Source organism: Delftia sp. Cs1-4 (assembly GCF_000214395.1).
Classification (GTDB): Bacteria; Pseudomonadota; Gammaproteobacteria; order Burkholderiales; family Burkholderiaceae_C; genus Comamonas; species Comamonas acidovorans.
Genome location: NC_015563.1, coordinates 6,381,775 through 6,403,853 on the forward strand (window position 1 = coordinate 6,381,775; position 22,079 = coordinate 6,403,853).

Below are 22,079 nucleotides of genomic sequence, written 5' to 3' on the forward strand. Positions count from 1 at the left end.
CGTGATTGTAGGTGCGCGCGGCAAAAACGGGGGCTGTAGGGGGAGATCGCCGGGCAGCGCATAGAATCGGCTGCCCGCCCATGGGCCGCCTCTTCGCCACGGAAAACAGCCATGAAACTGATAGGTTCCTCCACCAGCGCCTACGTACGCAAGGTACGCGTCGTACTGGCCGAGAAAAGGCTCGACTATCAGTTCGTCGAGGAAAACCCCTGGAGCCGCGAGCTGTCGCCGGGCACCGGCAACCCGCTGGGCAAGGTGCCACGCCTGGTCATGGACGGCAGCGATGCCATGTTCGACTCGCGCGTGATCGTCGAATATCTGGACACACTTTCCCCGGTAGGCAAGCTGATCCCCGGCACAGGCCGCGAGCGTGCCGAGATCAAGACCTGGGAAGCCCTGGCAGATGGCGTGCTGGACGCCGGAGCCCTGGCCCGCCTCGAAGCCACCTGGGATGGCCGCAGCGAGGAGCAGCGTTGCCAGGCCTGGATAGACCGCCAGCTGGCCAAGGTGCGCGCCGCACTGAACGTGATGTCCCAGGGCCTGGGCGACAAGCCGTATTGCTGCGGCATCCACTTCACCCTGGCCGACGTGTGCGTGGGCTGTGCCCTGGGCTGGCTGGACTTTCGCTTTCCCGAACTGGACTGGCGCGCCGACCACCCCAATCTGGCCACCTTGCAGGCCAAGCTGGCGGAACGCGCCAGCTTTGCGGCCACACGCCCGCCCCAGCCCTGAAAACGGGTCACCCCCGCAACGACAACTGCAGCGGCAACAAAAAAGGCCACCCGATGGGTGGCCTTTTTGCTGGCATAAAAAAGTTGCGAAGCATCCCGAAACGAATAAAGAGAGGGAGGGAGGAGAAGCGCTTCGGGCGGAACAGTTCAGGACTGTGGCCCCAGAGGCTTCGCAACGTGAAATTCGGTCTGGATACCCTCTCTCGTCAACCTGTCCAATAGATGAGCTACTTTTGCAGAAGTTCCAGGGGTCGGGGGCGGGAAAAATGTAACATTTTGACGAGGAGCGTCATTCTGCTGTAGGCCGTGTTCGATGGATGCTGACGGGACGGCGTCGGCCAGGGCCGACCACCTTCCCTCCCCGCATCCTCACACCAGAGCGGCCCCCGTGAAAACCGCTTCCCACAGGGCCTTGACCGGCGCACTGAGCGGTTCGGCCTGGCCCGGCACCAATTGGGCCGTCCGCTCGTCCAGCCGTGCCACGTGCTGCAGGCGGCGCAGTTCACGGTAGGCCCGGGCGGCCTGCTGGCCCACGCCTGCAGGCAGCAGGCCCGCCTCTTCCGCACGCTGCAGCAGCGCGATGTTGCCAAGATTGGCCATCAGCCCCGGATGCAGGGCCGATTGCGAGAGAACCAGATACTGGACGGCGAACTCCACATCGACCATGCCACCGGGACTGTGCTTGACGTCGAAGAGGCCGCCGCGCACCGGATGCGCGCTGCGCACGCGTTCGCGCATTGCCACGATCTCGTCGCGCAGGGCCGCAGCGTCGCGCGGCGCGGTGATCACGGCCTCGCGCACGGCGTCGAAGCGGGCCTGCAGATCGTCGCTGCCCAGCACGAAGCGCGCCCGCGTCATGGCCTGGTGCTCCCAGGTCCATGCCGTGTTGCTGCCGCGCTGCTGCTGGTAGTTGGCATAGGAGGCAAAGCTGGTCACCAGCAGGCCGGAGTTGCCGTTGGGGCGCAGCGCGGTGTCGATCTCGAACAGATCGCCCTCGCCCGTCTTGACGGCCAGCCAGTTGATGAGCTTGCGCACAAAGGCGGCATAGATCTCGGAGGCGTGCTCGTCGTCGTCATCGAAGACGAAGACGATGTCCAGGTCGCTGCCGTAGCCCAGCTCCTTGCCGCCGAGCTTGCCGTAGCCAATGATGGCGAACTGCGGCGACTCGCGGTGGCGGTTCTTGAGCCGGCTCCAGCACCAGCTGGCCGTCACGCGCAGCACGCAGTCGGCCAGCGCACTGAGGTCGTCCGCCACCTGCTCGACCGTGATGCGGCCCTCGATATCACGCGCCAGCGTGCGAAAGACCTCGGCATGGTGGGCGCGGCGCAGCAAGTTCAGCAGGGTTTCGTCGTCGTCCTCGCCCGTGGTCTGCAGCGCGGCCAGGCGCAGGGCCAGCTCATGCTCGAAATCCATGGGAGAGAAGCGCTCGCCCAGCATGGCGTCGTTGGCCAGCTCGTCGATCACGCCCGGGTGCTGCTGCAGATAGCGCGCGGGCCAGCGCGCCGCGCCCAGCAGGTCCAGTAGCCGCTCGTGCACGGCAGGGCGCTCCAGCAGCAGGGCCAGATAGCTTTCGCGGCGCAGCAGCGGCTCCAGCCAGTTCAGAAAGCGCACTGCGGCGTCTTCGGGCACGCTGCGCTCGGCCACCCATTGCGCCGTGCGCTGCACAAGGCGGAAAAGCCGGCTGCGCGCCTCGTCGCGCAGGTTGGCGATGCGGGCGTTGCCGCGCCAGTCGGCCACGTGGGCGGCCAGGGCGGGAGGCAGCTGCTCCATGAGTCCATCGATCTCGCGCGGCGTTCCTCCCTGGGCAGGGCTGCGGGCGCCGTTGCAGCGGCCCGCGCTGCATTGCGGCGGGGCCGAGCCGCCGAGCAGGGTGTCGAACTCCTCGGCCACCTTTTCGCGGTGGGCGTCGAACTGGTGCAGGAAGGCGCAGGTATCGGCAAAGCCCATGGTGCGCGCAATCCATTCGAGGTCGTCATCGCGCGTGGGCAGCACATGGGTCTGCTGGTCGTCCAGGTACTGGATGCGGTGCTCGACACGGCGCAAAAAGGTATAGGCCGCGCCCAGGGCGTCGGCCACTTCCTGGCTCATGAGGCCGGCGCGCGCCAGGCGCCCCAGCGCCTCCAGCGTGGGGCGGCAGCGCAGCTCGGGGAACTGGCCGCCACGCACCACCTGCAGCAATTGCACGGTGAATTCGATCTCGCGGATACCGCCGCGCGAGAGCTTGACGTCATTGGAGCGGCCGGGATGGCCCGCGCTGCGCCGCGCCGCATGCTCGCGGATCTGGCGGTGCAGCGAACGCAGCGCATCGAAGACCGCGTAATCCAGATAGCGGCGAAAGACGAAGGGCAGGACCACGGCGCGTAGCGCCTGCACCTGCGTGGAGCGCACGCTGTCCATGGGCGCCACCACCCGGCTCTTGAGCCAGGCGAAGCGCTCCCACTCGCGGCCATGGGTCTGCAGATACTCTTCCAGCGAGGCCAGCGAGACAGCCGACGGCCCCGAGTTGCCGTTGGGCCGCAGCGCCAGGTCCACGCGGAACACGAATCCGTGCTCGGTGGTGTCGCCGATCAGGCCATAGATGCCTTTGACAACGCGCGCGAAGTACTCATGGTTGGAGAGAACGCCGCGCCCGTCAGGCAGGCCGGCCGTGTCGCCGTCCTGCTCGTAGACGTAGATCAGGTCGATGTCGCTGGAGACATTGAGCTCGCGCGCGCCCAGCTTGCCCATGCCGATGATCCACAGCTGCACGGGCCGGCCCTCGGGGCCTTGCGGTGCGCCATGGCGCGCATCGAGTTCGGCGCGCACCTGGATGCAGGCGCGCTCCAGCGCCAGCTCGGCCAGCTCGGTCACGGCCCGCGTGACCACGGCCAGCGGCGCCTGCTGCTCGCAGTCGAGCACCATGGTGCGCTCCATGACCAGCTGGCGCAGCACGCGCAGCGCGGCCGACAGGTCCAGCCCGCGCTCCAGCAGCGCCGCCAGGGCCTGCTCCATGGACGCGCGCTCGGGCGGGCCCGGCGGCAACAGGCTCAACTCGTCGCCATAGCGACGATGCAGCCGTTGGTGGAAACGGGAATAGGCGGCCTGTGCGGGGACATTCAAGGCCGTGTCTGCCATTGCGTGCTCTGAGGATTGCATACGGAACGCGAAAGAAGCGGCCACTCACGCGCAGAGGGATCGCAGCAACCCTTGGTTACCGTCCGGTCCCCGAGGGGGCCGGTCATAATTCCCGTCATAGCTGATGCCGCCGATGATCGAACCGAAACCGCACCCCACACGCCTGACCCGTTGGATGGCCGGCCTTGCGCGGTGGTCACTGGGGCTGGTCCTGGCCTTCTGGCTGGTCCTGGGCTCCGTGTGGGGGGTGCTCCATGGCTGGATTGTGCCGCGAATCGGCGAATGGCGTCCTCAGCTGGAATCCCTGGCCTCACGCACGCTGGGCCTACCCGTGCGCATAGGCAGCATCACGGCCCGCAGCGAGGGACTGGTCCCCCGGTTCGAGCTGGGCGACGTGGTGGTCGAAGACCCAGAACACACCGCGGACGCCCTGCTCCTGCCCAGCGTGGTGGTGGCCGTTTCGGCCCGCTCGCTGATGCGCCTGGGCGTGGAGCAGATCTATATCGACCGCCCCGAACTCGTGGTCCGCCGTGCGGCCGATGGCCGTGTCTTCGTGGCCGGCATCGAGATCAGCCCTTCATCGGGCGGGGACAATGCCGCCGCCGACTGGCTGTTTTCCCAGACCGAGCTGGCCCTGCGTGGCGGCAGCCTGCTGTGGGTGGACGAACTGCGCCAGGCACCGCCGCTGGCCTTGCGCGATGTGGACATGGTGCTGCGCAACAAGGGCTGGAGCCACGGAATCCGCCTGGATGCCACGCCGCCCGAAGGCTGGGGCGAGCGCTTCATGCTCGCCGGCCTGTTCCGCGAGCCGCTGCTGTCCACGCACGAGGGCAACTGGCAGCGCTGGAGCGGACAGGCCCATGCGATGTTCACGCAGATCGACCTGTCCCGGCTCGGGCAGTACATGGATACGTCCGACCTGCGCCTGCAGCAGGGCCGGGGCGCACTGCGCGCCTGGATCGACCTGCGCCAGGGCCAGCCCGTGGGCGCCATGGCCGATGTGGCGGTGAATGCGCTGCAACTGCAGTGGCGCGAAAACCTGGAGCCGCTGCAACTGCAGGCGCTGACGGGCAGGCTGAGCGTGCAACACCAGGACGGCTGGCGCTTCGCTGCGCAGAACCTGGAGTTCTCCACGGGCGACGGCCTGCACTGGCCGGCTGGCAACCTGCGTGCGCGCTACAACCCTGCGGGCGCCAGCACGCAGGGGGCGCTGGGCGAGCAGGGCGAGTTCCAGGCCGATGGCATTGACCTGGCCATCCTTGCCCAGTTGGGCCAGCGCCTGCCGCTGCCCGAGCAGCTGCAGCGCCATCTGGCCGACATGGCCCCGGCCGGCCAACTGCGCCAGTTCCAGACAAGCTGGCGCGGCCCGCTGCAGGCTGTGCAGCAGTACAAGGCCAGCGGCGAGCTGCAGCAGCTGTCGATCGACGGAGTGGCATCGTCCGAAGGCCCCACGAAGCCGGGCATGCCCGGCATCAAGGGCCTGAACGCGCGCTTCTCGCTGGACCAGGACGGCGGACAGGCGCAGCTGGAGATGGAGGGCACGGGGCAGCAGCCGGCCGCTCTGTCCTTTCCTGGCGTCTTCGAGGAACCCGAGATCCCGCTGCACCGCCTGCAGGCCAGCCTGCGCTGGCAGTTGCGCGGACAGGCCATCAGCGTGCAGGTGCCCAGCCTGCGCTTTGCCAATGACGACACCGAAGGCGAGGCCCGCGCGCAGTGGCACACCGGCGACGGCAGCGACAAGCACCCGCGCTTTCCGGGCGTGCTGGACCTGCAGGGCCAGCTGCGCAACGCAGACGGCACGCGCGTGCACCGCTACCTGCCGCTGGAAATCCCCGCCGATGCGCGCCATTACGTGCGAGAGGCCATCCACGCCGGGCGCGCAAGCACGGTGAACTTCAAGGTGCGCGGCCACCTGGACCACGTGCCGGCCGAAAAGCCCAGCCAGGGCGAGTTCCATATCGCTGCCAAGCTGCATGACGTGCACTATGAATATGTGCCGCCCCATCTGCTCACGCATGGCGAGGCGCCCTGGCCGGCCCTGGTCGATCTGTCGGGCGAGCTGGTCTTCGACCGCTCGTCGATGGCCGTGCGCAATGCACGCGGCGAGTTCGCGGGCTACCCGCAGCTGCAGATGCGCGACATCCAGGCCAGCATTCCCAACCTGGGCCACACCGAGGTGGCCGTGACCGCCAAGGGCCAGGGCCCGCTGGCCGACATGCTGGGCGTGGTCAAGACCTCGGCCCTGTCGGCGCTGACCGGGCACGTGCTGGACGGCAGCGAGGCCACGGGCGCCGCGCAACTGGCCCTGCAGCTGCAATTGCCCATCGACCATCTGGACCGCAGCAAGGTGTCTGGACAGGTCACGCTGGCGGGCAACTCCCTGCAGCTCGATGATCAGACGCCCCATCTGAGCCAGCTGCGCGGGGCCGTCAAGTTCTCCGAAACCGGCTTCTCGCTGGCCGGCCTGCAGGCGCGCGCGCTGGGCGGTGAGCTGCGCGCCGATGGCGGCATGCAGGCGCTGGCGCGCAATGCGCCGGCCACCGAATCGTCCGTCAAGGTGCGCGTGCAGGGCACGGCCACGGCACAGGGGCTGCGCGAAGCCAGGGAACTGGGCTGGGTGGCCGACCTGGCCCGCCATGCCGAGGGCCAGTCGCCCTATTCCCTGCTGCTGAAGGTGCGGCGCGGAACACCCGAAATCCAGGTCCAGTCCAGCCTGCAAGGCATGCGCATCAACCTGCCCGCCCCGCTGGGCAAGGCAGCGGAGTCCATCCAGCCACTGAACGTGAGCCACCAGCTCGCACCCGCCAGCTTCACCTCGCCCGATGCCCCGCTGCGCGACCAGATCAGCGTGCAACTGGGCGATACGGGCTCGGTGTTCTATGAGCGCGACATCAGCGGCAAGCACAGCCGTGTGCTGCACGGCAGCATCCTCATCGGCCAGGAAGCGGGCACGGCCTCCACTTCGGGCCAGGGCGTGCAGGCCCACGTGCAGCTGCCGCTCTTCAATCTCGACGACTGGCTGGCACTGGCGCCGCAGTCCAGCGGCGCCAAGCCGGAGCCCGCCGATGCCGCGGACCCTGCGCGCGAATACCTCCCCGACCGGCTGACCCTGCGCGTCAAGCAGCTGCAGGCCAAGGGGCGGCAGCTGCACGACGTGGTGGCGGGCATCTCGCGCGATGGCGGCTCGTGGCACAGCAACCTCGCCTCCCAGGAGCTTGACGGCTACGTGGGCTTTCGCGAAGGCACGGATGCCCAGCCCGAAGGGCAGTTGGTGGCCCGGCTGTCGCGCCTGACGGTGCCCGAGGCCAAATCCGACCGCGTGGACGCCCTGTTCAGCGAGGGGCCGCGCCAGCTGCCGGCCCTGCAGATCGTGGTGGACGACATGCACCTGTCAGGCCACGCCCTGGGCCGCCTGGAAGTGGAGGCCCGCAACCGCCCCGTTCCCGGCGATGCGGCGGCGCGCGAATGGCAGTTGTCGCGCTTCAACATCGCCACGCCCGAGGCCACGCTGACGGCCAGCGGCCAGTGGCGCCTGCCCCAGGGCCAGTCCGAACACCCGGGGCGCAGCCAGTTGCAGTTCCAGCTGGACCTGCGCGACGTGGGCAAGCTGCTCACGCGCTTCGATATGCCCGGCGTGGTGGGCAACGGCAAGGGCGTGCTGCAGGGATCGGCGGGCTGGACGGGCTCGCCCATCACGCCCGACTTCCGCAGCCTCTCTGGCTCCATGCACCTGGATGTGCAGACCGGCCAGTTCCTCAAGGCCGAGCCGGGCCTGGCCAAGCTGCTGAGCGTGCTCAGCCTGCAGGCGCTGCCCCGCCGGCTGACGCTGGATTTCCGCGATGTGTTCAGCAACGGCTTCGCCTTCGACTTCATGCGCGGCGACGTGCAGATCACCGACGGCGTGGCGCGCACCAACAACATGCAGATGAAGGGCGTCAACGCCGCCGTGCTGATGGAGGGCACGGCCGACCTGGTCCAGGAGACGCAGAATCTGCATGTGGTGGTGGTGCCCGAGATCAATGCCATGACGGCCTCCCTGGTGGCCACGGCCATCAACCCCGTGGTCGGCCTGGGCAGCTTCCTGGCGCAGGTGCTGCTGCGCGGCCCGCTGATCGCGGCGGCCACCAAGGAATTCCGCATCGACGGCAGCTGGGACGAGCCCCAGGTCACGGCCCTGCCGCGGCGCCGGGCCACGACACCTTCCGATCCTGCCGCCAACAGCCCCGCCAGCACGCCTCCCGGCGCCACCGAGCCCGCTTCTTCAGGAGAGAACCCATGAAAATCGCAGCCCTGCAAATGGTGTCGGAACCCGATGTGCGCGCCAACCTCGACCAGGCGCTGGCACTGCTGCGCCAGGCGCGCGACCAGGGGGCCGAACTCGCGGCCCTGCCCGAGTATTTCTGCGCCATGGGCCTGCGCGACACCGACAAACTGGCCTACCGCGAGAGCTTCGGCGCAGGCCCCATCCAGGACTTCCTGCGCCGCGCAGCACGCGAGCTGCAGCTGTGGATCGTCGGCGGCACCCTGCCCCTGGTGGCCGATGACGATGCCCATGTGCTCAACAGCTCGCTGGTGTTCTCGCCCCAGGGCGAATGCGTGGCACGCTACGACAAGATCCACCTGTTCCACTACGACAACGGACGCGAGCGCTACACGGAAGCCGCCGTGGTCCAGGCGGGTCACACGCCCGTGACCTGCGACATAACCTCGCGCGATGGCGATACCTGGCGCCTGGGTCTGAGCGTGTGCTACGACCTGCGTTTTCCCGAGCTGTACCGCCGCCTTGCCGAGCAGGGCGCCGACCTGCTGCTGGTGCCCGCCGCCTTCACCCACATCACGGGGCTGGCGCACTGGGAAGTGCTGCTGCGCGCCCGCGCCATAGAAAACCAGGCCTACCTGCTGGCACCCGCCCAGGGCGGCCACCATGAAAACGGCCGCCGTACCTGGGGCCACAGCCTGCTGGCCGATCCCTGGGGCATGGTGCTGGCGCAGCAGGCCGAGGGTGCCGGCGTGGTGCTGGGCGAGATCAAGCGCGAGCGCCTGGCGCATGTGCGCCGCCAGTTGCCGGCCCTGGAGCACCGCGTCCTGTGAATCCACCGCACCCGCCAATGCCGCCCATGCCGGCCATGTCACCGATGTCGCCCATGCCCGAAGGCCGCTGGCCCTGGCGCCGCTGGCGCACGGCCTGGCGCCGCTGGTCGCTGTGGAGCCTGCTGGTCGCCCTGGTCCTGAGCATGCTCGTCACCATGGTCTGGCTGGCCGGGCGCTACGAGGCCTCCCAGGTCCAGGACAAGCTGGAGCGCGACACGGCCAATGCCGTGGCCGACATACGCGCAGCGCTCAACCGCAACCTGCAGGACCTGCAGGCGCTGAACGCGCCCGACAACGAGCCCGCCGAATGGAAGACCCGCGCCGCCGAGCTGCTGCAGGTGCGCCGCGAGCTGATGCGCATCGAGTGGCGCGACGCGGGCCTGCAGATCCGCTCCCATGCCGAGACCCCCTATCGCAACGTGCAGTGGGAAGACCAGCTGCGCACGAACAACACCCACCCCGAGGCCGTGCTGACCTGCACCCACGCGCGCCGCCTGAACGGCCCCGCCTACTCGCCCAGCTACTTCCAGCTGCTGGCCGAGGGCCTGGGCACGGAGATGATGGAGGTCTGCCTGCCGCTGACGCAAAGCGGCCACATCATCGGCTTCGTCATCGGCACCTACAGCCTGCAAAGCCTGCTGATCACCCAGGTCAGCAAGAACCTGCCGCGCACCCAGGAAGTGTCCTTCACCGAGCCCGACGGCACGCGCCTGGCCCTGCTGGGCGCCTCCTGGCGCGGCACGCGCATGTTCACGGCGCAGCAGCTGCTGGACCTGCCCGGCAGCACCCTGGTGCTGCGCATGGACAGCTGGCACCGCGCGCCCAGCGTGTTTCCCAACGTGCTCACGGCCCTGGTGACGCTGATGTCCATCGCCCTGGTCTCCGTGGTTGCCGTGCTGGTGCGCGACAACCGCCGCCGCCTGCGTGCCGAGCGTGACCTGGGCGATGCACTGGCCTTTCGCAAGGCCATGGAGGACTCGCTGGTCACGGGCCTGCGCGCGCGCGACCTGCAGGGCCGCATCAGCTATGTGAATCCGGCCTTCTGCAACATGGTGGGCTTTACGGCCGAGGAGCTGCTGGGCCTGAGCATCGCGCCCTACTGGCCGCCCGAGCGCGCCGAAATCTACGCGCGCCGGCGCGACAACCGCCTGTCCGGCAACGCACCGCCGCCGCGCGAGGGCCACGAAAGCATCTTCATGCGCAAGGACGGCACACGCATTCCGGTGCTGATCTTCGAGGCGCCGCTGATCAACGCCCAGGGCCAGCACACGGGCTGGATGAGCGCCTTCATCGACATCAGCGAGCAAAAGCGCATGGAAGAGATCTCGCGCGCCTCGCAGGAGCGCCTGCAGGCCACGGCCCGCCTGGCCACCGTGGGCGAAATGGCGTCGCTGCTCAGCCATGAACTCACCCAGCCGCTGGTGGCCATCTCCAGCTACGCCACAGGATCGCTGAACATGCTGGGCAGCGACGACGGTGCGGCAGGCAGCGCCGGCAACGAAGCCCATCTGCGCCAGCAGTTGCAGGACTTGCGCATGGCCATGGAGCGCATCAGCTTCCAGGCCGACCGTGCAGGCCGCGTGATCAAGAGCGTGCGCGACTTCGTGCGGCGGCGCGACCAATCACGCGAAGTCATAGGTGCCGCCGAACTTATAGACGCCGTGCTGCCGCTGGTCAGCCTGCAGGCGCGCAACCTGGGCGTGCGCGTGACCACCGATATCGAGCCCGGCCTGTCGCCCGTGCTCTGCGATCCGACCATGATCGAGCAGGTGCTGCTCAACCTGGCGCGCAACGGCATGCAGGCCATGGACTCGCCCGAGACCGTGGACCGCGAACTGCAGTTGCGCGTGCGGCGTGCGGCCGCCAGCACGCGCCGCAGCTGGGTGGAATTCGCCGTCATCGACTGCGGCAGCGGCATCCCCAAGCATGTGGCGGAGCAGTTGTTCACGCCCTTCTTCACCACGCGCAACGAGGGCATGGGCCTGGGCCTGAGCCTGTGCCGCACCGTGGTCGAACAGCATGGCGGCCACCTGCAGCACAGCCCGCACAGCCCGCGCGGAACCGTCTTCGCCTTCACGCTGCCGACCCACAACCCGGCACAGGTGGAACCATAGATGGAACAATAGGCCCATGGAACCTGTACCCGACGCCACCGTCTACATCGTCGATGACGACACCGATGTACGCGAAGCGCTGGCCTGGCTGCTGCGCTCGCGCCGCCTGCTCAGCGAATGCTATGACAGCGCAGAGGCCTTCGACGCCATGCTGCAGTCGCGCCCGCCACCACGCAATCCCTGCTGCCTGCTGCTGGACATGCGCATGGGCGGCATGAGCGGGCTGGCGCTGTTCAACCTCATGCTGGAGCGCAACCAGATCGCGGGCATGCCCGTGATCTTCCTGACCGGCCATGCCGACGTGCCCACGGCCGTGGACACGGTCAAGCGCGGCGCCTTCGATTTCTGCGAGAAGCCCTTTTCGGACAACGCGCTCGTGGACCGCATCGAGCAGGCGCTGGAACTGTCAGCCCAGCACCAGGCCGAGACCCGCGCTCGCGAGGCCGTGCGTGCACGCTTCAACGAACTGACGGAGCGCGAGCGCGACGTGATGCGGCTGGTGGTGGAAGGCATTCCCAACAAGCTCATCGCCGACCAGTTGGACATCAGCGTGCGCACAGTCGAAGTCCACCGCGCGCGCGTCTTCGACAAGATGCAGGTCAAGTCGGCCGTGGAACTGGCCAACCTGCTGCGCACGCACGGCTGACATCCTCAGAAATACGTGGCGATCACGTCCACCACGTCATAGCGGTCATTGACGACGGCCATCTGCCGCCATTTGTCGAAGGTCAGGCAGGGGTGGGAGATATCGAATGCCAGCATGTCGCCGACGCGCAGGCCATCGTCCTCAGCCACCTTCAGGAAAGCATGCTGGTCCATCATGGCCGTGACCTCCCAATGGGGCGGTGCGGCCACCGGCGCGGCATCACCGGGGCGGTAGCGCAGCGCGGGCCGGGGCGGCACGGCCTCGAAGGCGGTATCGCGCTTGCCCAGCGCCACGATGGCGCGACCAGGCTCGGGCAGCGACTGCACATAGGCCCAGACCTGCAGCGCAGGCAGCAGGCTGGCACGCATCTGCTGCGCCACGGGGTTGGTCTGGTCGATGCGCTGCTGCGCTGCCTGGTAGATGCCCGCGTCATGCGTGAGATAGCAGCCGGGGCGCAGCACCAGATCCAGCGCTCCCCCTATATCGGCCTTGCCGAATTCCTGGGCCACCACGTCGTACCAGGCCGAGCCGGCCCCCGTGAGCACGGCCGGGCTGCGCTGCAATCGTCCATCGCTTGCGAGCCGCTCAAGCCAGTGAACGGCGCGCCGCAGCAGGGTGCGGATGGCATCCTCTTCCTTGAGCACGCCTTCGTAGACCTCGATGCCGGCAAGCCGCACGGCCGCGCCAGCCCTTGCCAGCGCGTCCAGCAGCGGCTGCATCTGCGCATCGGAACGCACACCCGTGCGCCCGCCGGGCGGGCCCAGCTCGATCAGCACCTGCACGGACTGGCCCGCCGCGCCAAAGAAGGCCGCCAGTTGCTCGACCTGCTCGGCGCAGTCCACCAGGCAGAAGAACTCGAAACCGGGATCGGCCAGCAGCTCGGCCACGGCGGCCATATTGCGCCGACCGATCAGCTGGTTGGCCATGAGCACGCGGCGCACGCCGTGGGCATGGGCCACGCGTGTCTGCTGGGCAGTCGCCAAGGTGATGCCCCAGGCGCCCGCATCGATCTGCTGGCGGAACAGGCGGGGCGCCATGGTCGTCTTGCCGTGGGGCGCGAGCTTGGCGCCGTAGGCGTCCACAAAGCGCTGCATCCAGGCCAGGTTGTGCGCCAGGCGCGACTGCGAGAGCACGGCGGCCGGCAGGCCCAGATCCTCGCGCAGCAGGTTCCAGCCCTGCGCTGCGGCGTCCTGCGGCGCGCAGGGCGCCGACAGTGCACCCAGGCCCTTGTCGAGCGGGCTGACCACGTCGGCCATGCCTGCTGTGCTTGCTTCACTCATACGACTCCCCATTGATGGATGGATGCCAGCATAGGGCAAGGCAGGTGGCTGCCCACGCAAAAACGCCCCGCGTTGCGGGGCGTTGCATCCGGGCCAGAGCCGGGATCAGCGGGGCTGCTGGTACTGGGGCTGGTACTGGGGCTGGTATTGCGGCTGCTGGTACTGCGGCTGCTGTTGATACTGGGGCTGCTGCTGTTGCTGCGGGATCTCGCCCACGAAGATTTCAACGCGGCGGTTCATGGCACGGCCGCTGGCCGAGTCGTTGGAAGCCACCGGCTGGTGCGAGCCACGGCCTTCGGTGGCGATGCGAGCGCCCGAGACGCCGCGCATGGTCAGGTAGTTGCGCGTGCTGTTGGCGCGGTCCAGCGACAGCGGGTTGTTGATGGCGTCCGAGCCCGTGCTGTCCGTGTGGCCGATGATGCGCACCTCGGCATTGGGGTTGTTGCGCAGGCCTTCTGCGAAGCGGTCCAGGATGGGGGCGAAGTTGCCCTTGATGTCGGAACGGTTGGTGTCGAACGAGATGTCGCTGGGAATGTCGAGCTTGAGCTGGTTGTCGGCCGTCTGGCTCACGTTCACGCCCGTGCCCTGGGTGGCCTGCTCCATCTCGCGCTTTTGTTTTTCCATGTTCTGCGACCAGATGTAGGTGCCCAGTGCACCCACGCCGGCACCGATCACGGCGCCCGTGCCGGCTCTGCCGCCGGTGACCGCGCCCAGCACGGCGCCGGCTGCAGCGCCCACGCCAGCGCCCGTGGCCGTTCGGCGCTGGGTGTCGCTCATGTTCGCGCAGCCGGAGATGAACAGTGCGGCAGCCGTTGCGGCGGCCAGAACGATGTGCTTGCGCATGGGAAACTCCTTTTTGAATCTTGGGAACGCACCGTGCGGTAGCGCCAGGGTCCCCATTGTGGAAAGCAGGCTGAGCACAGCCTATCAGTGCGGGCAGGGCATACCCGTAGGACGGCGCCCGCTCCGCGAGGCTGCCTCCACGGCCGTCACGGGCCGCTGCGATCCTGCCCGGGAGAGGGTTTGTCTGGAGACGGATGCGAATCCCGTGGCGTGTCCACGGGCAACTCGCCCTTGCGGCGCCCGGAGAACATGGTCCACCACACAATAGCGACCAGAATCACCAAGGCCAGCAGTGCTTCGAGCAAAATCAACCCCATGAATTTCCACCTCCTGCGCCATGCCGCGATGGCGCTGATTGTAGGGACGCTGGTCGCCTGCACGACCACCACCAAGCCGGTCTATGACCCTTCGCCCGTGCCCGACCTGCAGCCGGGAGGCCCGGTCACCGTGACACCCAGGCCCCCGCTGGTCACCAGCACCCCCACCAAGAGCCGCTGGATCGCAGCCGACTGGAGCGAATTGCCCGGCCTGCAGGAAGACGCGCTGCACGAAGCCTGGAATGCCTGGCTCAAGAACTGCGAGCGGCCCAGCTCGGTCTTCGCGGGCCTGTGCCGGGACGTGCGCCAGCTGAGCATTGCCACGGGCGACGAGCAGCGCGCCTGGCTCATGGCCAATCTGCAGCCCTACCGCATCGAAGCGCTGGGCGGTGGCCCGGACGGCATGCTGACCGCCTACTACGAGCCGCTGTTCGAGGCACGGCGCCTGCCGGGCGATGGCTTCAACGTGCCGCTGTACAAGACGCCGGCCGGCGCCGGCTTCGGCAGCCGCAAGCCCTGGTTCTCGCGCCAGCAGATCGAGACGATGCCCGAGGCCCAGGCGGCCCTGGCAGGCCGCGCCATCGCCTGGCTGCGCGACCCCGTCGATGCGATGGTGCTGCACATCCAGGGATCGGGGCGCCTGAACATCACCGAGCCCACAGGCGCGCAACGCACCATCCGCGTCGCCTTTGCGGGCACCAATGACCAGCCCTACAAGAGCGTGGGCCGCTGGCTGCTGGACCAGGGACTGGTGCGCGATGCCACCTGGCCCGGCATCAGCGCCTGGGTGGCCGCCAACCCCGGCCGCGTCAATGAAATGCTGTGGAGCAACCCGCGCTATGTCTTCTTCCGCGAGGAGCCGCTGGAAGGCCTGGACCTGCAATTCGGCCCCAAGGGCGCCCAGGGCGTGGCCCTGACCCCGGGCCGCTCCATCGCCGTGGACAAACAGAGCATTCCCTACGGCACGCCGGTCTGGCTGTCCACATCCGGGCCCACCGTGGCCCTGAACCGCCTGGTCTTTGCCCAGGACACCGGCAGCGCCATCGTCGGCGCCGTGCGCGCCGACTACTTCATGGGCTGGGGCCCCGAAGCCGGCGACCTGGCCGGCCGTATCAAGCAGAACCTGCGCCTGTGGGCCTTCTGGCCGCGCAGCCTTGCCAGCCAGGCGCCGCACTTGAGGTGACCCCCTGAGCGGCTACGCCGCTTCTCCTCTCTACTCGCTCCGCGAGGGAGGGGGACGACAGCCTCGCTTTGGGGTGCGCCGGTTTTATCCTTTGCGCCAAGGCTCGCCCCGCATGGCACAAGACCAGCGCAGACACACCTCTATCCACTGTCCCTCGCTCTGGCGCGGCCCAACGCCAGGGGCGCCGAGCAAGAGCCGCCTCGCTGCGAGGGCGCCGTCCCCCTCAGGGGGAAGGCGCGCAGCGCCTCAGGGGGTATCAAAATACCTCGTGACGCGCGGCGGTTCCTTGCCCTTGTGATAGGCCAGCTTGCGGTCGCGCAGGGCCACGTCGGCGGCGGTGACGCGGTCGAAGCGGCGCAGGTGCTCGGTCCAGGACTCGTCGATGATCTGCTCCACATAGCGCTCAGGGTGGCTCATGCTGTGCAGCAGGCTCCAGCCCAGCGCGCCCTGGCGCATGCGGCTGCGGCGGCTTTCCTGCATGAGGGCGCGGAAGGCCTCGGCCTGGGTGGGGTCGATCTGGTACTCGATGGTGACGACCACGCGGCCGGCTTCGGGGATGTTGACCTCGGGGCGCTGGAAGGCCTTGGAGGGACTCAAATCCTCCTCGATCTGGCGGTCGCGCACCAGGCGCTGGACCAGCAGCATGCAGACCACGCCGCTGGCGGCGGCCACCATGAGGCTGCCCCGCACGCCCACCATGCTGGCCACCTGTCCCCAGAGCGCGGCGCCTGTCGCCGTACCGCCCATGATGGACATCTGGTAGATGGACATGCCGCGCGCCCGCACCCAGTTGGGCAAGGCCATCTGGGCCGAGACGCCCAGCACGTTGGCGGTGGAGATCAGCGCCATGCCGGCCAGCATCATGGCCGGCACGGCCATGTAGACATTGGGCGACAGGGCCACGGCCAGCGTGGCCAGCGCATGCACGGCAGAGCCCGACCGGATCAGGCTTTCCTTGGACATGGCCTGGCGCAGGCGCGGCAGGAACATGGCGCCCACGATGGCGCCCGCACCCATGGAGGCCAGCAGCAGCGTGAAGGTCTCGGCGCCGCCCCCGCCCTCGGTGGGGCCGTGCAGGCGCTGGGCCACCAGGGGCAGCAAGGCCATCACGGCCGTGCACTGCAGGAAGAAACACACCGTGCGCGCCAGCACCGCATGCATGCGGGGCGACTCGCGCACGAACTGCAGGCCCACGCGCATGGCCGAGGGCAGGCGCTCGCGGCCCAGCGGGTTGGCCACATGGCGGCGCTTCCAGCGGATCAGCACGATGCCCGAGAGGATGGACAGCACGGCGTTCAGCACGAACACCCAGGCGCTGCCCAGGCTGGCGATGATGGCGCCGGCCACCAGCGGGCCGATGATGCGCGAGGCGTTCATGGCCACGGCATTGAGCGCCATGGCAGAGGGCAGGTGGTGCTTGGGCACGAGTTCGGGGATTAGCGCCGAGAACACGGGCCAGCGCATGGCCAGGCCGATGCCGTTGGCAAAGGTCAGCACCAGCAGCCAGTGCGCCGTCATCTGGCCGGACAGCACGAACAGGCACAGCACCAGGGCCACGGCCGCCACCCAGAACTGGGTGACGATGAAGTAGCGGCGCCGGTCCAGGATGTCGGCCAGCGCGCCGCTGGGCAGGCCCAGCAGGAAGACGGGCAGCGTGGAGGCCGATTGCACCAGGGCCACGAGCACGGGCGAGGTGGTCAGCGAGGTCATGAGCCAGGCCGCCGCCACATCGTTCATCCACATGCAGGTATTGGCCGCCATCCAGATCAGCCAGAGCATGCGGAAGGTGGGGCCGGACAGCGGCGCCCAGACGCCCTGCTGGGCCTGGGCCGCCTTCTGGCCTTCGGCCTCGGCAGCCGCCTTGTCGGCGGCCGTCATGCCTGACGGGTCTTCGATCAGGGTGCCCGGCGCCCCCATGCCCGAAGGCTCGGCCGGAGGCTGGGTGGAAGGCTCGGATTCAGAGGCAGGCGGCTGGGCGGGGACTGGTGTTGTTTGTTCTGCGGCCATGTGCCCCTGATTCTCGGCCCAAACGCGGGGGTGGCGCCAGAAATGGTTGTTGCACTAAGAACCACGATCACCGCCTTGCACGGCAGGCGTTTTTTGCTCCTTTTGCAGGAGCACACTGTCGCTTCGGCGCGACCTTCATAGACCAGTCCGCCGGCCTGCGGCTACTGGTCCGGCAGGCCCTTGCCCGCCATGGGCCCCAGCTGGGACAGGGGCAGCGCATGGCTGGACTTGATCTCGCCCAGCGAGAAACTGGTCTGCATGTCCTTCACATTGGGCAGGTTCAGCAGCGTGTTGCGCGCGAACTGCGCAAAGCTGTCCAGGTCGCGCGCCACCACCTGCAGCTCGAAGGTGCCGGTGCCGCTGATGTAGTGGCAGGTCACGACCTCGGGCAGCTTGCGGATGGCGTCCTCCATCTCCAGCGTCAGCGTGCCGGCCGTGCGCACGGCATCCAGCCGCACGAAGGCCAGCACGCCCAGGCCGATCTTGTGGCGGTCGATGTCGGCGTGGTAGCCGCGGATGAAGCCCGCCTCCTCCAGCGCCCGCACACGGCGCCAGCAGGGCGCGGCCGACAGGCCCACGCGCTGGGCCAGCTCGGCATTGGTCAGGCGCGCATCGGCCTGCAGGTGGCCGAGGATGGCAATATCGAATTTGTCCAAAGTTTGCACAAAACACCGTTTTCAAGAAAGATTCTTGCTCAGAATACTTGAAACAGCGCAAAGAAAGCAAAGACCTATCAGACGAGCACGAATACACTGAAAAAAGGCGATTTGGTTCAGACAACGAGTGCCGTGCATGCCTCTTTCCCGTTCCGGGCAGGACATGACAGGGCGCCGACCATCGATGGAGACAAGCCATGAATGCCCCACTGCCCGAAGACGTGCGCCGCGCCCTGGAGACGGTCACTCTCGACGACAAATACGCTCTGCAGCACGGCCGTGCGTTCATGAGCGGAGTACAGGCCCTTGTGCGCCTGCCCATGCTGCAGCGCCAGCGCGACGCTGCAGCGGGCCTGAACACCGCAGGCTTCATCAGCGGCTACCGGGGCTCCCCGCTGGGCGGCTATGACCAGGCGCTATGGGCCGCGAAAAAGCACCTCGAATCCAACAACATCGTCTTCCAGCCCGGCGTCAATGAAGAGCTGGGCGCCACGGCCGTCTGGGGCACGCAGCAGCTGGATCTCTATCCCGAGACCAAGAAGTTCGACGGCGTCTTCGGCCTGTGGTACGGCAAGGGCCCGGGCGTGGACCGCTGCTCCGACGTGTTCAAGCACGCCAACATGGCGGGCACGGCCAGGCACGGCGGCGTGATCGCGCTGGCCGGCGACGACCACATCAGCAAGAGCAGCACGGCCGCCCACCAGAGCGACCACATCTTCAAGGCCTGCGGCACGCCGGTGTTCTTTCCCAGCAATGTGCAGGACATCCTGGACATGGGGCTGCACGCCTTTGCCATGAGCCGCTTCTCGGGCCTGTGGTCGGGCATGAAGACCATCCAGGAGGTGGTGGAGTCCTCGGCCAGCGTGTCGGTGGAGCCGGACCGCGTGAACATCATCCTGCCCGAGGACTTCCAGATGCCGCCCGGTGGCCTGCACATCCGCTGGCCCGATGCGCCGCTGGAGCAGGAGCAGCGGCTGATGAACTACAAGTGGTATGCGGCCCTGGCCTATGTGCGCGCCAACCGGCTCAACCACAACGTGATCGACGGCCCCAACGACCGCTTCGGCCTGATCGCCAGCGGAAAGGCCTACAACGACATGCGCCAGGCCCTGGCCGACTTGGGCCTGGACGACGACACCTGCCGCCAGCTGGGCATACGCGTGCACAAGGTCAACGTGGTCTGGCCGCTGGAGGCCACCATCACGCGCGACTTCGCGCGCGGCCTGCAGGAAATCCTGGTGGTGGAGGAAAAGCGCCAGGTCATCGAATACCAGATCAAGGAAGAGCTGTACAACTGGCGCTCCGACGTGCGGCCCAACGTGGTCGGCAAGTTCAGCGATGAGCACGGCGGCGAATGGTCGGTGCCCAATCCCAGCCAGGACTGGCTGCTGCGCCCCAATGCGGACCTGACGCCGGCCCTCATCGCGCGCGCCATCGTCCAGCGCCTGACCAAGATCGGCGTGCCCGAACACATCGCCCAGCGCATGCACGAGCGCATTGCCGTGCTGGACGCCCGCGAGGCCGCGCTCAAGGTGGCCCAGAGCCAGCCCACGGGCGACCGCGTGCCATGGTTTTGCAGCGGCTGCCCGCACAACACCAGCACCCGCGTGCCCGAGGGCAGCCGCGCCGTGGCCGGTATCGGCTGCCACTACATGACGGTGTGGATGGACCGCTCCACCAGCACCTTCACGCAGATGGGTGGCGAGGGCGTGACCTGGGTGGGCCAGGCGCCCTTCACCAAGGACGCCCATGTCTTCGCCAACCTGGGCGACGGCACCTACTTCCACAGCGGCCTGCTGGCGATACGCCAGAGCATCGCGGCCGGCGTGAACATCACCTACAAGCTGCTGTACAACGACGCCGTCGCCATGACGGGCGGCCAGCGCGTGGGCGAGCGGCCCGAGGGCCACTCGGTGCTGCAGATCATGAACAGCCTCAAGTCCGAGGGCGTGGCCAAACTGGTCATCGTCACCGACGAGCCCGCCAAGTACGACGGCGTGCCGCTGGCCGAGGGCGTGACCGTGCACCACCGCGACGAGCTGGACCGCATCCAGCGCGAGTTCCGCACCCTCAAGGGCTGCACGGCCATCATCTACGACCAGACCTGCGCCACCGAAAAGCGCCGCCGCCGCAAACGCGGCACGCTGGCCACGCCCGACAAGACCGTGGTCATCAACGAATTGGTCTGCGAAGGCTGCGGCGACTGCTCGGTGCAGTCCAACTGCCTGTCGGTCGAGCCGGTGGAGACCGAGTTCGGCCGCAAGCGCCGCATCAACCAGAACACCTGCAACAAGGACTACTCCTGCGTGAAGGGCTTTTGCCCCAGCTTCGTCACTATCGAAGGCGGCCAGCTCAAGAAGCCCAAGAAGGAGAAGAAGGGCGACCTGTCCATGCTGCCCGCCATCCCGGAGCCCGTGCTGCCCGTGGCCGAGCAGGCCTGGGGCATCGTCGTGGCCGGTGTCGGCGGCACGGGCGTGATCACCATCGGCTCGCTGTTGGGCATGGCCGCCCACCTGGAGGGCAAGGGCGTGATCACCCAGGATGCGGCCGGCCTGGCGCAAAAGGGCGGCTCCACCTGGAGCCACATCCAGATCGCCAACCGTCCCGAGGCCATCTACACCACCAAGGTGGACATGGCCAAGGCCGACCTGGTGATCGGCTGCGACCCCATCGTCACGGCCACGCCGACCACCATGTCCGTAATGCAGCCAGGCCGCACCTTCGTGGCGCTCAACAGCCACGGCTCGCCCACGGCAGCCTTCGTCACAAACCCTGACTGGCAGGCGCCGGACGACCGCTGCGCCAGCGCCCTGGCCCAGGCCGTGGGCCCGGAGCTGCTGGGCAGCTTCGACGCCGAGCAGGTGGCCGTGCAACTGCTGGGCGACAGCATCTACACCAACCCGCTGATCCTGGGCTACGCCTGGCAAAAGGGCCGCGTGCCGCTGTCGCATGCGGCGCTGATGCGCGCCATCGAACTCAACGGCGTGCAGGCCGACAACAACAAGGCCGCCTTCGAGTGGGGCCGCCGCTGCGCCCATGACCTGGCTGCCGTGCGCGCCCTGTTCCAGACAGCCCAGGTGATCCAGTTCGTCAAGAAGCCTTCGCTGACCGAGATGGTGGCCAAGCGCGTGGACTTCCTCACGGGCTACCAGAACGCCGCCTATGCGGCCGAGTACCAGACCTTCGTGGACAAGATCCATGCCGCCGAGCGCGGCGTGGCGGGCTCCGGCACGCGCCTGTCGGAGGCCGTGGCCCGCTATCTGTTCAAACTCATGGCCTACAAGGATGAGTACGAGGTCGCGCGCCTGCACACCGATGCGGCCTTCAGCCAGCGCATCGCCGGCATGTTCGAGGGCGACTACCGCGTGGTCCACCACCTGGCGCCGCCGTCGTCGGCCGGCAAGGATGAGCACGGCCATCTGGTCAAGAAGTCCTACGGTCCCTGGATGCGCAAGGCCATGGAAGTGCTGGCGAAGATGAAGGGCCTGCGCGGCACAGCGCTGGACCCCTTCGGCCGCACGCAGGAGCGCCGCACCGAGCGCGCCCTGATCCAGGAATACCGCCAGTGCATCGAAGGCCTGCTGACCGAACTCACGCCAGAGCGCCTGGCGCTGGCCGTGGAGATCGCCAGCATTCCCGAGGACATCCGCGGCTACGGCCATGTGAAGGAGCGCAACCTGGCAGCGGCCCGCATCAAGTGGAAGGCGCTGATGGCACGCTGGAGCGCACCTTCACGGGGTGCCGGCAGCACGGGCAAGCCCGCCGTCGGCGTCGCCTGAAACCACACGGACCGCCCCGCTCCAGGGGCCTCCTGTAAGATCGCTGCCGCCGCCCGCACCGCAAGGTGTGGGCGGCGCGGCTCCGTCAGGGTCCGTTCCATGGACCGTCAAGCCGGGCGCAAAAATCACGAAAAACCGCGCTCCACCCCTTTAAAAACGGCAGATGGCAGCCAGTTGCAGCCATCGTCGCCGAAAAACCCGCAGCCGCCAGATCCTGGCAGCCCATGTGGGTCAGGGCTGACGCATACAATGCTCCGTTCTCCTGCGCGGGCCCGTGCATACGGCGTGCGCAGCGACCCTTTTTCGACCTTCCAATCC

General features: G+C 68.1%; 13 protein-coding genes. 7 read left to right on the forward strand and 6 right to left on the reverse strand.

The window, feature by feature from the left end; genetic code table 11:
• Positions 1 to 111 precede the first annotated feature (111 nt).
• Entirely contained in the window at positions 112 to 732 is a 621-nt protein-coding gene (locus tag DELCS14_RS28075) for a glutathione S-transferase C-terminal domain-containing protein (RefSeq protein ID WP_013804599.1), read from the forward strand.
• Between the two features lie 368 nt (positions 733 to 1,100).
• On the opposite strand, the gene glnE is transcribed toward DELCS14_RS28075, so the two are convergent.
• The gene (glnE, locus tag DELCS14_RS28080) at positions 1,101 to 3,845 is read right to left on the reverse strand and encodes a bifunctional [glutamate--ammonia ligase]-adenylyl-L-tyrosine phosphorylase/[glutamate--ammonia-ligase] adenylyltransferase (RefSeq protein ID WP_013804600.1); all 2,745 of its coding nucleotides are present in this window, start codon (positions 3,843 to 3,845) and stop codon (positions 1,101 to 1,103) included.
• A 133-nt stretch (positions 3,846 to 3,978) separates the two neighbouring features.
• Here glnE and DELCS14_RS28085 point away from each other — a divergent pair, with 133 nt between their 5' ends.
• The 4 genes from DELCS14_RS28085 to DELCS14_RS28100 are packed head-to-tail and all read left to right on the forward strand — an operon-like array spanning position 3,979 to position 11,696.
• Positions 3,979 to 8,124 carry a YhdP family protein gene (locus DELCS14_RS28085; RefSeq protein ID WP_013804601.1) on the forward strand — a complete coding sequence of 1,382 codons (4,146 nt, stop codon included), beginning with the start codon at positions 3,979 to 3,981 and terminating at the stop codon, positions 8,122 to 8,124.
• The gene (locus DELCS14_RS28090; RefSeq protein WP_013804602.1) at positions 8,121 to 8,936 is read left to right on the forward strand and encodes a carbon-nitrogen hydrolase family protein; all 816 of its coding nucleotides are present in this window, start codon (positions 8,121 to 8,123) and stop codon (positions 8,934 to 8,936) included. The genes DELCS14_RS28085 and DELCS14_RS28090 overlap by 4 nt, the downstream gene beginning before the upstream one ends.
• Before the next feature lie 35 nt (positions 8,937 to 8,971).
• Positions 8,972 to 11,050, forward strand: coding sequence for a PAS domain S-box protein (locus DELCS14_RS28095; RefSeq protein ID WP_043796955.1), 2,079 nt, complete (start codon positions 8,972 to 8,974; stop codon positions 11,048 to 11,050).
• Positions 11,051 to 11,066: 16 nt separating this feature from the next.
• Complete coding sequence (locus DELCS14_RS28100) at positions 11,067 to 11,696, forward strand: response regulator (protein WP_012202778.1); 630 nt, start codon at positions 11,067 to 11,069, stop codon at positions 11,694 to 11,696.
• A 5-nt stretch (positions 11,697 to 11,701) separates the two neighbouring features.
• On the opposite strand, the gene DELCS14_RS28105 is transcribed toward DELCS14_RS28100, so the two are convergent.
• The 3 genes from DELCS14_RS28105 to DELCS14_RS31065 form a co-directional block, all read right to left on the reverse strand.
• Positions 11,702 to 12,976 (reverse strand): amino acid deaminase, encoded by a 1,275-nt coding sequence (locus DELCS14_RS28105; RefSeq protein WP_013804604.1) that lies wholly within the window; start codon positions 12,974 to 12,976, stop codon positions 11,702 to 11,704.
• A gap of 105 nt (positions 12,977 to 13,081) precedes the next feature.
• Entirely contained in the window at positions 13,082 to 13,819 is a 738-nt protein-coding gene (locus DELCS14_RS28110; RefSeq protein ID WP_013804605.1) for an OmpA family protein, read from the reverse strand.
• A 146-nt stretch (positions 13,820 to 13,965) separates the two neighbouring features.
• The gene (locus tag DELCS14_RS31065; RefSeq protein WP_016449371.1) at positions 13,966 to 14,136 is read right to left on the reverse strand and encodes a hypothetical protein; all 171 of its coding nucleotides are present in this window, start codon (positions 14,134 to 14,136) and stop codon (positions 13,966 to 13,968) included.
• On the opposite strand from DELCS14_RS31065, the gene DELCS14_RS28115 reads away from it, so the two are divergent.
• Complete coding sequence (locus DELCS14_RS28115) at positions 14,135 to 15,319, forward strand: MltA domain-containing protein (RefSeq protein ID WP_034389752.1); 1,185 nt, start codon at positions 14,135 to 14,137, stop codon at positions 15,317 to 15,319. The two genes, DELCS14_RS31065 and DELCS14_RS28115, sit on opposite strands and share 2 nt — an antisense overlap.
• Positions 15,320 to 15,565: 246 nt before the next feature.
• Here DELCS14_RS28115 and DELCS14_RS28120 read toward each other — a convergent pair whose 3' ends face one another.
• Both DELCS14_RS28120 and DELCS14_RS28125 read right to left on the reverse strand, forming a co-directional pair.
• Positions 15,566 to 17,326: an MFS transporter gene (locus DELCS14_RS28120; protein WP_043796510.1), complete on the reverse strand. Its 1,761-nt coding sequence runs from the start codon at positions 17,324 to 17,326 to the stop codon at positions 15,566 to 15,568.
• Between the two features lie 161 nt (positions 17,327 to 17,487).
• Complete coding sequence (locus DELCS14_RS28125; RefSeq protein WP_012202773.1) at positions 17,488 to 17,991, reverse strand: Lrp/AsnC family transcriptional regulator; 504 nt, start codon at positions 17,989 to 17,991, stop codon at positions 17,488 to 17,490.
• 188 nt (positions 17,992 to 18,179) lie between these two features.
• Here DELCS14_RS28125 and DELCS14_RS28130 point away from each other — a divergent pair, with 188 nt between their 5' ends.
• A complete protein-coding gene (locus DELCS14_RS28130; protein ID WP_013804607.1) occupies positions 18,180 to 21,761 on the forward strand; it encodes an indolepyruvate ferredoxin oxidoreductase family protein in 3,582 nt (1,193 codons plus the stop codon).
• The last annotated feature ends 318 nt before the right edge of the window (positions 21,762 to 22,079 follow it).

Excerpts from the sequence above, each read along its gene's own strand:
- DELCS14_RS28105 (WP_013804604.1), bottom strand. The coding sequence starts at position 12,976 with ATGAGTGAAGCAAGCACAGCAGGCATGGCCGACGTGGTCAGCCCGCTC.
- DELCS14_RS28095 (WP_043796955.1), top strand. The coding sequence starts at position 8,972 with ATGTCACCGATGTCGCCCATGCCCGAAGGCCGCTGGCCCTGGCGCCGC.
- DELCS14_RS28090 (WP_013804602.1), top strand. The coding sequence starts at position 8,121 with ATGAAAATCGCAGCCCTGCAAATGGTGTCGGAACCCGATGTGCGCGCC.
- DELCS14_RS31065 (WP_016449371.1), bottom strand. The coding sequence starts at position 14,136 with ATGGGGTTGATTTTGCTCGAAGCACTGCTGGCCTTGGTGATTCTGGTC.
- glnE (WP_013804600.1), bottom strand. The coding sequence starts at position 3,845 with ATGGCAGACACGGCCTTGAATGTCCCCGCACAGGCCGCCTATTCCCGT.
- DELCS14_RS28085 (WP_013804601.1), top strand. The coding sequence starts at position 3,979 with ATGATCGAACCGAAACCGCACCCCACACGCCTGACCCGTTGGATGGCC.
- DELCS14_RS28100 (WP_012202778.1), top strand. The coding sequence starts at position 11,067 with ATGGAACCTGTACCCGACGCCACCGTCTACATCGTCGATGACGACACC.
- DELCS14_RS28110 (WP_013804605.1), bottom strand. The coding sequence starts at position 13,819 with ATGCGCAAGCACATCGTTCTGGCCGCCGCAACGGCTGCCGCACTGTTC.
- DELCS14_RS28115 (WP_034389752.1), top strand. The coding sequence starts at position 14,135 with ATGAATTTCCACCTCCTGCGCCATGCCGCGATGGCGCTGATTGTAGGG.
- DELCS14_RS28120 (WP_043796510.1), bottom strand. The coding sequence starts at position 17,326 with ATGGCCGCAGAACAAACAACACCAGTCCCCGCCCAGCCGCCTGCCTCT.
- DELCS14_RS28130 (WP_013804607.1), top strand. The coding sequence starts at position 18,180 with ATGAATGCCCCACTGCCCGAAGACGTGCGCCGCGCCCTGGAGACGGTC.
- DELCS14_RS28075 (WP_013804599.1), top strand. The coding sequence starts at position 112 with ATGAAACTGATAGGTTCCTCCACCAGCGCCTACGTACGCAAGGTACGC.